We start from the raw sequence: 12483 nt of genomic DNA, 5'->3' as shown, positions 1-12483 counted from the left end.
AATTAATGATTTAAAATACGGCTTAAAAATAAACGAGCTCGCTCTTCACGCGGGTTCGCATAAAATTCAGCCGGTGTAGCCTCTTCAATGATTCTTCCTTCATCCATAAAGACGACACGGTCTGCTACTTCACGAGCAAAACCCATCTCGTGTGTTACAACCACCATTGTCATTCCTTCTTTCGCAAGAGCTTTCATAACGTCTAATACCTCTCCAATCATTTCTGGATCAAGAGCAGAGGTTGGTTCATCAAAAAGCATAACTTCAGGCTTCATTGCAAGGCCCCTTGCAATGGCAACACGCTGCTGCTGTCCTCCTGATAACTGTGATGGATACGAGGAAGCTTTGTCAGGAATGCCAACTTTATTCAAATAATACATAGCCGTTTCTTTTGCTTCTTCTTGGGAAATCCCTAGTACTTTCATTGGAGCAAGTGTTATATTTTGAAGCACTGTTTTGTGTGGATAAAGATGAAAGTGCTGAAATACCATTCCAATGTTGCGACGAAGCTTGTTAATATCCGTTTTTTTATCATCTACTCTTGCGCTGTTCACAAGAAGCTTGCCATCTGAGATTGTTTCAAGCCTATTAATACAGCGAAGCATTGTACTTTTTCCAGAGCCAGATGGACCAATTACAACGACAACTTCTCCTTTATGAATTTCGAGGTTAATATCCTTTAAAACATGAAAATCTCCATAATGCTTGTTAACTCCCTCAAATGTAATCATAATGGGCCCCCTAAGTGCTTTTTATCTATACACGTTTAAATAAAGATAAGCTTACTTCAATTATATAAAGTTAAAGAGTGTATATGTCAAAATCTTCTGATATTTTAGTAAATTCTAACACCTTTCTCTATCAAAGTAAACAAGCTTGTTACAGATTCTTACACATATATAGTTAATATGTATTACTTCATATAGATAATATAGCTAAAACTTTTTTTAAACTTTTTCTATATAATCCAAAAGATTTATTTTCAAACAAGAAAGACCTCCCCTTTTAACATAGGTATGCTAAAAGGGGAGGTCTTTTATTATTCAAAACTGTTTATTATATCATATTCTTTTTTCTTCTTCTCTAACCATGTTGAATATTCTGTTTGAAGTTTCTCGTTGAAGATTGCTTCTTTTACTTGTGCTTTGCTATCTTTATAACTTGCTTGTTTGGCTTCTTTAACATCTTCTACCTTAATAATATGATAGCCATAGTCTGTTTTGACAGGGTCACTAATTTCTCCCTTCTTCATCGAGAAAGCTTTTTTATCAAATTCATCAGTCATTGTGCCTTCTTCAAAGTATCCAAGCTCTCCACCACTTTCACTTGTTGCCGTGTCTGTGGAATATTTTTTCGCTAATGTTGCAAAATCTTCTCCTTTATCTAACTTCTCTTTAATTTCCTTAGCTGTTTTTTCATCATCAACTAAAATGTGACTTGCTTTCACTTGCGCTGCTTGTGCAAAACTATCTTTATTTTCATTAAAGTATTCTTTCATTTCCTTTTCTGTAATTTTAATGGATGGTCGTAAAAGTTCTTCAATCTCTTTATTCTTTTTAATATCTTCTTTAAGAGAGCTTAACGACACACCACTTGCTTCAAGTGTCTGATTAAACGCATCTTCTCCACCATATTGTTCTTTTAAATCATCCAACTCTTGATTCACTTGCTTAGCCGTAATCTTAATATCTTCCTTTTCGGCTTCTTTATCGATAATCTTCTCGGTAATAAGAGTATCAACAGCTGCTGCTCCATTTTGGTCTGCTAGAAGGTTATACACATCGTCTTTGGTAATATCGCTTCCGTCAACGCTCGCAACAACTTTTTCTTTTGAATAAACCCATCCACCGCAAACAATGAGTGCGACAAGAGCTACGCTTAAAATAATATACATAACCTTACGTTTAAATAGTTTCTTCATCTTTTAAACTCCTTTTTTCTATTCTATAATGCTTGTTTAGCATGTATTTTTTACAGGGAAGAGCTTATGCCGGAGAGAGGCATCTTTATGGAGATAAGCATAAGCTCTTTTGTTCTTCTTTCATAATGTAACAATTGAATGTGTCAGGAAGATGTCCGCTGCCTATTTTTTATAAATATTTTCTTTTTCCTTTATGTAAATTGAAAAACAATATTAAAAATAAATAACTTAAGATGAAAGCGTTATTTTTTAAAATTTCTATTTTATCAAACTATTTTAATAATATTCTCTTGCTTAATTATGTCAGAATTGCTATCATAGTGAACATTATCACAACCTAGTTGGTCATACGTAAGATAGGAGGATTTAAATTGAACAAAAAATTCACAATATTCTTATTATCATTAATTCCATTTATAGGTCAGTTTGCTTTTTTACCTCTCGTAAACCGCATTCATCCTATTATTTTTGGATTACCACTACTTCATTTTTGGCTCTTTCTTTGGATTATTTTAACGCCTATTATTACATTTATTATTTATCGTGTACAAAGTACAGAAGGAGATGTTGAGTAATGCAAGGAAATTTAACAGCACTGTTAATCACATGTTGTATCATTTTAGCTGTTGTCTTTATTGGTTTTCTAGCAGGGCGGGACAAATCATCGCGAAGCTCTGTTGAAGAATGGTCTGTTGGAGGAAGACGTTTTGGTAGTATTCTTGTTTGGCTATTAGTTGGGGCAGATCTTTATACAGCATATACGTTCCTCGGTTTAACAAGTACTGCTTACCAAGGAGGGAGCACTGCTTTCTTTGCGATTCCATATTCTGTTATTGCTTTTTTCATCTCTTACTTTTTCTTACCAAAACTGTGGAGTGTCGCAAACAAACATCGTTTAACAACACTTGCCGATTATGCTCGTGAACGGTTTAGCAGCAAGTTTCTATCTTCTTTAATCGCTATTGTTGGTGTACTTATGCTTATCCCTTACATTTGCTTACAGCTTAGCGGGATTCAAGACACTCTTACTGCTGCAGGTACAGGTTATATCAATGTAAAGGTAGTTGTTATTATCTCCTTTCTTCTTGTTGGTCTTTATACATTTTTTAGCGGAATTAAAGGTCCTACGTATACAGCTATTATTAAAGATATTTTAGTTTGGGTTATTATGCTTTTCATGGTTGTGTCTCTTCCTATTATTCATTTTGGGGACTGGGGAACAATGATTAATAAGATTTCACAAGAAGCACCTGAAATGCTTACACTCCCAACGGAAGGTCCAAAAGGAATTCCATGGTTCATTACCGCTTCCCTTGTATCAGCACTTGCGCTCTTTATGTGGGCTCATGCAGCAACAGGTGTATTTACAGCAAAAAGTGCAGCTTCACTTCGTAAAAATGCTATCTTCTTGCCTTTATATAATATTGTGCTTATTCTCGTTATTTTCCTTGGGTTTGTCGCTGCTCTGGTTCTTCCTGAAGATACAAATCCAAAGTTCGCTCTATTAAATCTCATTCAAATTTCATACGGTGGAGTTGGACAAGGACTTGCTTACTCAACAATTGCTCTTGCTTCTTTAATTCCTTGTTCAATCATGGCAATCGGAGCATCAAATCTATTTGCGAATAACATTTATCGCGATTTGATTAAGCCAGATGTAACTCCTAAAACATTAACACTTGTAACTCGTTCAATGGTATTTGTTGTTATTGGCCTTGCTCTTTTATTTGGGCTCCTTTTCCCACAAGCTCTTGTTTCTTTACAACTCTTAGGAGTATCTGGAATGGTTCAGATTTTCCCGGCAATTGTCATCAGCTTATTTTGGCGTAATCAAACAAAAGAAGCAACTACCTTTGGACTCTTAGTCGGACTTATTGTAACTTTTACGGTTTATTCAACAGGTTCATCCTTTGGTATTTATGAAGGTTTCTGGGGCCTTAGCGCAAACGTCGTAACAATGGCCATTATAAATCCTTTCTTTGTAAAAAAAGCACAGCGTTCTAGAAATGATGTTGTAAACACACTATTCTATAGTACGAATAAAGAGGAAGGTAATTCTAAAAGTGCATAAAATAAAAGAGCGGCTTTAAAAGCCGCTCTTTTATTTTCTTATAATAGGCATTGAACAACAGCGGAAGGAACCGCCTGATTTAATAATTTCTGTAATATCCACTTCAATGATTTCATAGCCTCGTTTTTTCAATTCTTTATTTGTATTCTTATTAATTGGCAAGCTGATGACCTTTTTGTTTCCAATTGAAAGCACGTTCACTCCCAACGTAAACTGTTCATCTTCTTCAACATGAATTAAATCATAATGTTTCGCTAATACAGTTTCATATTTCTCTTCCATTGCTCCTCTAAATACAAGAGCTTCCTTTGGAGATAAAATATTAAATACACAGTCTAAATGGAGATATTTAGGATGAAATGGAATAGGAACAACTTCATAGCCTTCCAGATGCCCTCTTAATACGTCTACTGCTTCTTCTGTTGTACGGTCACTAATTCCGACAAAAACATGATCTCCATCAACAACAACATCTCCGCCTTCAATGTTCGTCCCTTTTAAATCTATGTAATCGATTCCTAAGCTTTTTAACTCCTGCTTTAACACTTTCTGCTCATCAAAACGAATATCATTGCTCATACCAGCAATAAACACTTTACCTCCAATCGTAAAGCCGATGTCTCTTGCAAAAACCTGCTCTGGACGATCTTCACCAGGAGTTAAAAGATGAACATTTACATTATACTTTCTTAACGTATCTACAAACTGTTTATGCTGTGCCATGGCTTTTTCGACGTTAATATTTTCATCTTTAAAATGCTTCTGTGTTTCGTTAATCACATCGACAATTGTCATATGCTTTGGTTCACATAAAAACACATCACGTAATGGTTCATATTCAGTGTTACATCTTGGAACAAGTGGTTGAAATGATTGTTCTGGTAGCAAGTTTTTTTCCTCCTCTATATACGTTATGTTTATTGTTCCCGTTTTTCATGAAGATATAACATGTAGAAATTTCGATGGCCTAGATGGGCTGCGACTATATCAGATTGAATCTAGTTATGTATATAGTCTTCTATTATCTTCTTGTTTCTTCCTTCAGACTATATCCCTAATATATCCATTCCACCAAAGTTTTCCGCTCTCACATCTGTACTTCAAATTTACGTGTCCATCAAAGTACTTTTCCCTTATAAAATAAAGACAAACTCCTTCTACAGATCTGCAGAAGGAGTTTGCCTTTAAATGAACATATCGAACAATAAAACAGCTCCGAAAGCGATAAATGAAAGCAATGTCTCCATTACTGTCCATGTCTTAAAGGTTTCTTTTACTGTTAATCCTAGGTATTCTTTTACTAGCCAAAAACCAGCATCGTTTACATGTGAGAGCATGAGTGATCCTGCTCCTGTTGCTATAACAAGTAATTCCAAGTTCACACCTGACATATTTGCAATAATGGGGGAAACAATTCCGGCTGCTGTTGTTAAAGCAACTGTTGCTGAACCTGTTGCAATTCGAATTAATCCGGCTACCATAAATGCTAAAACAATGGGAGATAGAGATAAACTTTCGGACATATTCGCAATCGTTGTTCCTACGCCACTATCAATAAGAATTTGTTTGAAACCACCACCAGCACCAATAATCAAAATAATTGAGCCAACTGGTAATAAGCTTTCATCTGTTAATTTTTTAATGAAGTTTTTATCCATCCCCTGACGCATGCCAAGTAGGTAGAAGGCCGCGAAACAAGAGATGAGAAGCGCAATGACAGGACTACCAATAAATACGAAGAAATTCATCAATACATTAGGCATTGTGATATATGGTGCGACAACAGACAAGATCATCAATAGAACAGGTAATAGAATAACGAAAAATGAAACTCTTACACTTGGTAATTTTTGTAGACTTGTATTCACACGAACTAACTCTGGCTCTCCTTCAGGAATCACTCGTTTATGCACCCATTTTGCAAACAATGGACCTGCGATGATAGCTGTAGGTAGGGCAATAATGAGTGAGTAAAGAAGGACTCTTCCGAGATCAGCATTATAAATACCGATTGCAGTCATAGCTCCTGGATGTGGGGGTACAAGACCATGTACAATAGATAGCCCCGCAATAACAGGTATCGCAATTAGCAAAATATTTTGTTTTGTTGTTTTACGAATAGAAATAACAAGAGGTAATAAGATGACAATTCCTACTTCAAAGAAGACAGGGATTCCGATGATAAAACCTGAAAATAACATTGCCCACGGTAATTTCTTCACTCCAAACAATCGAACAAAGAAATCGGCTACTTGCATTCCAGCACCTGAATCTGACATGATTTTCCCTAAAATTGTCCCTAATGCTAAAATTCCAACCAAATGCCCTAAAACACTTCCAACCCCAGTTTCATAGGCACCAACAATTTTATCCATTGATAATCCCGACATAATGGCTAAAAATAAGCTTGCAACAGTCAAACTAATAAAGGCATGCCATTTCCACCATGATACTCCTAAAATAACAATTACAATAGATAATAAAGTAATAGTTAATACATATATATCCATATTCAATCCCTCTCTCCCCCACTAAGTAAACGCTTTCATAAGAGCGGCGAGAAAAGAGTGCTACATTTTCTCGCTGCCTTTATACATCATAATTTACAACATAATGTTGCATTTCCGTATTGTAGTACCCTTCACTATACTCAATCAAATTACCCATTTCATCATAAGAATAGCGCAATCGTTTTAATAAAGGTGTCTTCCTTTTTACATGTAATCTATCTTCTACATAAGAAGGAGCAATAGCAACAGCAAACTGATCTCGAAACTTTTCTAAAGAAATATCTTGTTCTTCAATCACTTCGTACAAGGATTGAGTATTTAAGTCTGAGCGTTCAGTGCCTTCAATTTGTGTCGTTACATAATGTGTATAATGGATATACGGTATATCATCAAGATGATAAAGTCGTTCAACACGAAGACAATGCTCTCCAAATAATCGGTACGGTTCTGTTCCCTCTTCATTGCATACAACTTCTGCCTGCAACAACTGCCTTTGAATCTTATGACCTTCTTCTACTAAAACTTCTGTAAAACGTTTCCCTTTAGAAAGTTTTGAAGCGGAAGTATTGCGAATGACTTTTGTCCCTTTACCACTCTTCTTTTCGAGATACCCTTCTTGAACAAGTTCTTTAATTGCATTTCGAATGGTAATTTTACTGACATTGAATTCATTCTCCAGTTGCGGTTCAGAAGGGATATTCGTTTTAATAGGATATACACCGTGTAAAATCCGATCCTTTAAGATATTCTTAATTTGTAAATATAATGGTCCTTTTTTTCGAGATACGTTCACTGTTACATTCACTACCTTTCTACATCGCCCACTGATTCTGTCATCGCTCGGAATATATCTGCTTCCGATGATATAGGGGTATCCCCTACGACCGTATGCGCAAGCATTCCTGCCGCTGCGGCAAATGCGACTGTTTTTTCTGGTGAAAAGCCTTCCATCTCACCATGTATAATACCACTTGCATAAGCATCTCCTGCTCCTATTCTATCATAGACAGAAAACGTGACGGTCTTAGAAAATGTGAATGTTTGATTCTTAAATATAAAACCACGTAATGAATGAGTATTGTCACCGTTAATTGACCGATGCGTCCCCGCTATAACAGAGATTTTGTACTTTTTTGCAACGGCTGGAATAAGCTCCACAAGTTGTTCTGTACGTTCTTCTTTCTCTGTTTTCATACCAAGAACAAAAATTGCGTCTTTTTCGTTCATCATGACGATATCAGCTAAATCTAGCATTTCCTCATAATATCTTTTTGACTTTTTATATCCGTCCTCACCCCAGAGGGACGGACGATAGTTACAATCGAAGACAACTGTGCCACCATTCTCTTTCACCGCTTTCGCGAATGTTTTCATATGTTGGCGGATAGAATCATTCATCGCAAGTGTAATTCCGCAAAAATGCACAACATCGATTTTACGTGCAATTTCTTCAAAATTATACGTTCCTTCCGAAGCTGTATTGAAACTGCTTTCTAATCGATTGGAATAGGTAACGCGACTAGGGCGCGCCCCAAATCCATTTTCTAAAAAGTACATTCCAACATAATCCCCGCTTCGGTGGATGAACAACTGGTTAATCCCTAATTTCTGAAGATAGGATGCGGCCGCATCACCAACTGCGTTATCTGGTAATGTAGACACAAGATACCCCGTATGGCCAAAACGCGCTAGAGCTGAGGTTACATTTACTCCTGTACCAGAGAAAGAATAATTTAATGTGCTTGCTTGTGACAGGAACTCATATCCTGGCACTTGCAAGCGCATCATAACTTCTCCAAAAGAAGCCACTCTCTTAGCCATGGTTATCCACCAATTTCTTTACTGTTCCAAGTAATTCACGGACATCCTTGACGTTTGTTTTGCCTGTTTCCTTATCAATAATTGATGAATACACATGAGGAATGATTTGCGGCACGTTAGCTTCTAAGGCAATGCGTAAAATGGCTTCGAAGTTCTCTTTGTCGATCCCACCTGTTGGCTCTAACGCAAATCCTTCTTCACCGCATGCTACTGCAACCGCACGGAATTCGTCCTCATGTGTTAATCCTTTCATTGGGAAGTATTTTAATGCATTCCCGCCCATATCGCGAACAAGAGCAATTGCTGTTTTAACAGGTACAATTGCCTGTTCATCCTGTGCAGCGCTTACAGGTCCTGTTGAAATATTTACATAACCAACACGTCCTGTTGGGGAAACTAGACTATTAATCCAGCTATCCTTTTCACCAAGATTAGCACGTGTTGCGCCAACAGCAGGAAATACTTGGTTGATATGACTTCCGGGATAGTGTTTTGCAATCTCTGCTACGACAGCAGCTTGACGATTGTCACCAGCCCCTAACCCAATTGATACCGCTTCTTCAATCTCTTCTCCATATTTCTTCATTGCTGCTACTGCTTCTTCTACCGTTGGATAGTCTTTCGAAAGAACACCAACTAAGACATGTCCTTCGGCTGCTTCAAATACTTCTTTGGCATTCTCTACACTATTTGCTAATACATTTAAAGCAACACGTTCCTTATAAAAACGTTCTGTAATTGTTGACATATTATTTTCCTCCTAATAATTCACGTATTTGAGATTCAATCACATGGATATCATCACCTTGAAGTGGACGTGGATCGATATCGAAATAACCTTGTCTTACACCATAATCACGTGTGTAAATGGCAATGTCTCCTTCACGCAACCCTTTCACAACTTCTTTTGCTGTTGTGTTTGTTTGTTCTGGATTAATTTGAATACGAGCACGGAATATAGCTCGACCTGCTTCATCCTGAACAATCGTAACTTGGACACCTTCAATTTCTTCTAATGACATCAACGTTTGTAACGTTTCTTTTTCTTGTTCACTTTTGTCTTCTTTGTCACCGTATTCATCAAGGGCTTGAAGTAAACCAAAGGTGGTTTCTTTACCAACTTTCATACTTCTTCCAATACAATGCAATTGTACTTTTAACCATTCAATATAGTTTCGCTTACCACCAACAATTCCTGAAGTTGGTCCTTCAATAGCTTTTGAACCACTGTAAATGGCAAGATCCGAGTATTTCACATACTTTTGAATATCTTCTTCTGCTGCCGCATCCACGATAAGTGGAACATCATTACGCTTGGCAACTTCCCATGACTCTTCAACTGAAATCATATTTTTTTGAACAGCATGGTGAGATTTCACATAAAGAATGGCTGCTGTGTTTTCAGAAATAGCATCTTCGATATGTTCTGCTTTACCTTCATTAGCATAGCCCACTTCAATTAACTTGCCACCGCCCAAATAAATCATCGTTTCAACAGGGGCTCCATATTGGACATTATGTCCTTTCAGCATGATGATTTCATTTTTAGAAAGCTCTTCTTGGTGCAGACGTTCACTTTTGCGGCGATTTCCTTGAGTCACAAGTGCTGCAACAGAAAGAGCAATTCCACTTGATGCTGAATTAACAACAACAGCCGCCTCTGAATCGAGAATTCTTGCGATATGATCACCTGCTTTATCAACTAAATCGGCAATCTCTACATAATTTTGTCCGCCTTGTTTCATTGCATCCATGACTGTATCTGTTGGGGCCGACACGCCAAGGATACTCATTCGTCCACTTGCATTAATTACACGTTTAAGTCCATATTTAGCATTCAATGAGTTCACCATTTGCAACAACTCCTTTTGTTTCTATTGTTCTTTCTGCTACACGCTTGTCTTCTTCAGAATCAATCAATGTAATCGGATTATTTTGAACTGTAAATAGCGTTAAGTTTGCAATGTCTCCAACTTTAATTCGCCCAAGTTCTGGTTTTTTAAGCCAGTTGGCCGCATGGGTAGTCACTGCTGCGATCACCTCTTCAAGTGAGTATCCGAGGTAAAGAAATTTCGAGAGAACATTTGCCATACTATATACGGGACCATTTAAACGATTTCCACGGTAGATGTCTGTGCTAATTGTATTCAAACCGATATGATGTTGTTTTGCGGCTTCAGCAACCTTAAACGAAAAGCTTGCTGTCCCATGCCCCACATCCAAATGTACACCACGTTCAATTGCATCAATTAACACTTGAAGTGGTTCTCCTTTATCACTGAAAAGGTTATTTTCTTTCCCATTAAGATAGTGAGTAATAACGTCATTTCTTTCTAAGAGTGGGATAACCTCTTCAATACGTGGCGGTGCAGAACCGATGTGAACCATTAATGGCAAAGATGTTTTGTGAGAAATTGTTCTTGCAACACGCAATGGTTCAACCCCACTATCACGGACAACACTGCTGCTAATACGCGCCTTTAGTCCAACAATGACATCTTGATACTTTTTAGCAGCCTGTATGACCTTCTCTTTATCTATCCATTCCATATTTGATAACTCATCAACACGTTTTAAGCCAATTCGGGAGATATTCAGAAAAGCAAACAAGTTTGTTTTGGCTTGTTCTCTGCTCGCAACCAAATCAGCAATTCGGTCTGCCCCACAACTTCCAGCATCAACAATTGTTGTTACACCTTGTTTCACACCTATTTCATCAATTTCATCACCATATGGATCAAACTCAGGAAATGCGTGGACATGTAAATCAATCCAACCACTTGATACGTACACACCTGAGTAGTCAAATACTAGCTGTCCATGTCCATTCCCAGCCTTTGTCACTTCAGCAATTTTACCGTCTTTGATAACGATATCAATTGCCTCTCCACTCACACGTTTCACGTTACGTAATACGAATCGCTTTTTCATTCATTTCACCTTTTCTTCAAATCTATTTGAATACGTTTTCAGAATGAGTTACATTCATATTTCTTTTTCACACATTTAGATTAGCATAGAAAATCAACAAAGTAAATATAACGTTATAATGTTTGTTATACCATTTTATTCCGTGAAGGAGTACATTTTATTAAGTTTGATTAATTTCACCAATAGGACAGCATACTCAAACCTCCTTATCAAGAAGGAACGAAGGCCCTTTACAATAGCTTTCCTTAGAACGGAAATTCCATACCGATGTTAATTCCACTCTCCTTTCATAAAGGAATACACGAAAAAGGACAGTGATTTTAAGAAATCACCGTCCTTTTTCAAAATATAAGAAATATAAGTTTTTGAGCTTCGTTTTGTGTTTACATCTAGACGCCAAGGGCTCTCAGGTTTAGACAATCCCTTCATAAGGCTGCAGAACAACCTTTTAGCTGGCTTATCTTTGTCATATTGGCACCTTACGCTTTTTTTAATGGTGAATGTTATTTTGTAACTCTCACCTTTTAGAAAGCTCTTTTAAGTCTTCTATATGTATCTCACCTAAGGAACCTACAGTCCTATCTGCCTGTGATAAATTCATATAAATTTCTTTATGCCTAACGCCAACGCAATGCATACCAGCTCTTTTAGCAGCTGTTAAACCATTGTACGAATCCTCTATAACTACACAATTTGATGTTGGAACTCCAAGTTTTTCAGCAGCATGGAGAAAGATATCTGGATCTGGCTTCCCTCTTTCGAAGTCTTCTCCACTTATCACCTCATCAAAATAGGATCTTAATTCACATTGGTCTAATACATCTGATATTTTTTTCTTATTAGAGGAAGAGGCTAATGCAGTAGGAATACTGTGTTCTTTTAACTCTTGTAAAAGTGGCAAAACTTCAGGAAATAACAATGATTTAAAAGCCCATTCTTTCTGTGAGAATATCTCATTTTGCAAACAAATCAGCTCTTCTACACTTGGCGATAATAAATATTTGTCTTTTAATATTGTCCACTTTCTTTTAGCTGTTCCTCCCACAAAACTAAGTTGGGTCTCCTCGTCCACCTGAATCTTCAGTTTCTTGAATACATCCTTGTTCCAACTCCGGTAAATTGGTTCACTATCAATAATGACACCATCCATATCAAAGATGACAGCTAATTTTCCCATTTTCTATTCCCCCTTGCTGACCTATTCATCATAATTTGCCTAGACGACCTCC

The 12483-nt window shown here is 37.1% G+C and carries 12 protein-coding genes; 2 read left to right on the top strand and 10 right to left on the bottom strand.

Features of this window, described 5'->3' with window-relative positions; all coding sequences use genetic code 11:
- Window positions 1-2 precede the first annotated feature (2 nt).
- Together MOC86_RS01175 and MOC86_RS01170 are read right to left on the bottom strand one after the other, a co-directional pair.
- Complete coding sequence (locus tag MOC86_RS01175) at window positions 3-731, bottom strand: amino acid ABC transporter ATP-binding protein (RefSeq protein WP_019393769.1); 729 nt, start codon at window positions 729-731, stop codon at window positions 3-5.
- Window positions 732-1039: 308 nt separating this feature from the next.
- Complete coding sequence (locus tag MOC86_RS01170; protein WP_268582388.1) at window positions 1040-1921, bottom strand: foldase protein PrsA; 882 nt, start codon at window positions 1919-1921, stop codon at window positions 1040-1042.
- A 371-nt stretch (window positions 1922-2292) separates the two neighbouring features.
- Between MOC86_RS01170 and MOC86_RS01165 the strand changes: the two genes are divergently transcribed.
- Together MOC86_RS01165 and MOC86_RS01160 are read left to right on the top strand one after the other, a co-directional pair.
- Window positions 2293-2496, top strand: coding sequence for a DUF3311 domain-containing protein (locus MOC86_RS01165; RefSeq protein ID WP_268582387.1), 204 nt, complete (start codon window positions 2293-2295; stop codon window positions 2494-2496).
- The gene (locus tag MOC86_RS01160; RefSeq protein WP_268582386.1) at window positions 2496-3992 is read left to right on the top strand and encodes a sodium:solute symporter family protein; all 1497 of its coding nucleotides are present in this window, start codon (window positions 2496-2498) and stop codon (window positions 3990-3992) included. The genes MOC86_RS01165 and MOC86_RS01160 overlap by 1 nt, the downstream gene beginning before the upstream one ends.
- Window positions 3993-4022: 30 nt before the next feature.
- Here MOC86_RS01160 and MOC86_RS01155 read toward each other — a convergent pair whose 3' ends face one another.
- The 8 genes from MOC86_RS01155 to MOC86_RS01120 form a co-directional block, all read right to left on the bottom strand.
- Window positions 4023-4880, bottom strand: a complete 858-nt coding sequence (locus MOC86_RS01155; protein WP_268582385.1) for a dimethylarginine dimethylaminohydrolase family protein — start codon at window positions 4878-4880, stop codon at window positions 4023-4025.
- 296 nt (window positions 4881-5176) lie between these two features.
- Entirely contained in the window at window positions 5177-6502 is a 1326-nt protein-coding gene (locus tag MOC86_RS01150) for a gluconate:H+ symporter (RefSeq protein ID WP_268582384.1), read from the bottom strand.
- Between the two features lie 79 nt (window positions 6503-6581).
- On the bottom strand, window positions 6582-7307 hold the full coding sequence (locus tag MOC86_RS01145; RefSeq protein ID WP_268582383.1) for a GntR family transcriptional regulator: 726 nt from the start codon (window positions 7305-7307) through the stop codon (window positions 6582-6584).
- A complete protein-coding gene (locus tag MOC86_RS01140; RefSeq protein ID WP_268582382.1) occupies window positions 7307-8323 on the bottom strand; it encodes a sugar kinase in 1017 nt (338 codons plus the stop codon). Before MOC86_RS01140 ends, MOC86_RS01145 begins: the two co-directional genes overlap by 1 nt.
- Complete coding sequence (gene dagF / locus MOC86_RS01135; RefSeq protein WP_268582381.1) at window positions 8316-9071, bottom strand: 2-dehydro-3-deoxy-phosphogluconate aldolase; 756 nt, start codon at window positions 9069-9071, stop codon at window positions 8316-8318. The genes MOC86_RS01140 and dagF overlap by 8 nt, the downstream gene beginning before the upstream one ends.
- A 1-nt stretch (window position 9072) precedes the next feature.
- Entirely contained in the window at window positions 9073-10176 is a 1104-nt protein-coding gene (locus MOC86_RS01130) for a DgaE family pyridoxal phosphate-dependent ammonia lyase (RefSeq protein ID WP_268582380.1), read from the bottom strand.
- Window positions 10154-11254: an amidohydrolase/deacetylase family metallohydrolase gene (locus tag MOC86_RS01125; RefSeq protein WP_268582379.1), complete on the bottom strand. Its 1101-nt coding sequence runs from the start codon at window positions 11252-11254 to the stop codon at window positions 10154-10156. The genes MOC86_RS01130 and MOC86_RS01125 overlap by 23 nt, the downstream gene beginning before the upstream one ends.
- 517 nt (window positions 11255-11771) lie before the next feature.
- Window positions 11772-12431 (bottom strand): HAD family hydrolase, encoded by a 660-nt coding sequence (locus MOC86_RS01120; protein ID WP_268582378.1) that lies wholly within the window; start codon window positions 12429-12431, stop codon window positions 11772-11774.
- Window positions 12432-12483: the final 52 nt, after the last annotated feature.

This window comes from Priestia endophytica, assembly GCF_026790145.1.
In the GTDB taxonomy this organism is placed as follows: domain Bacteria; phylum Bacillota; class Bacilli; order Bacillales; family Bacillaceae_H; genus Bacillus_I; species Bacillus_I endophytica_A.
This window is presented reverse-complemented; position numbering and strand designations above follow the sequence as displayed.

What these genes read in the sequence shown, in the direction of transcription:
- MOC86_RS01175 (WP_019393769.1), bottom strand. Translation starts at nt 731, where the DNA reads ATGATTACATTTGAGGGAGTTAACAAGCATTATGGAGATTTTCATGTT.
- MOC86_RS01170 (WP_268582388.1), bottom strand. Translation starts at nt 1,921, where the DNA reads ATGAAGAAACTATTTAAACGTAAGGTTATGTATATTATTTTAAGCGTA.
- MOC86_RS01160 (WP_268582386.1), top strand. Translation starts at nt 2,496, where the DNA reads ATGCAAGGAAATTTAACAGCACTGTTAATCACATGTTGTATCATTTTA.
- MOC86_RS01150 (WP_268582384.1), bottom strand. Translation starts at nt 6,502, where the DNA reads ATGGATATATATGTATTAACTATTACTTTATTATCTATTGTAATTGTT.
- MOC86_RS01140 (WP_268582382.1), bottom strand. Translation starts at nt 8,323, where the DNA reads ATGGCTAAGAGAGTGGCTTCTTTTGGAGAAGTTATGATGCGCTTGCAA.
- dagF (WP_268582381.1), bottom strand. Translation starts at nt 9,071, where the DNA reads ATGTCAACAATTACAGAACGTTTTTATAAGGAACGTGTTGCTTTAAAT.
- MOC86_RS01130 (WP_268582380.1), bottom strand. Translation starts at nt 10,176, where the DNA reads ATGGTGAACTCATTGAATGCTAAATATGGACTTAAACGTGTAATTAAT.
- MOC86_RS01125 (WP_268582379.1), bottom strand. Translation starts at nt 11,254, where the DNA reads ATGAAAAAGCGATTCGTATTACGTAACGTGAAACGTGTGAGTGGAGAG.
- MOC86_RS01120 (WP_268582378.1), bottom strand. Translation starts at nt 12,431, where the DNA reads ATGGGAAAATTAGCTGTCATCTTTGATATGGATGGTGTCATTATTGAT.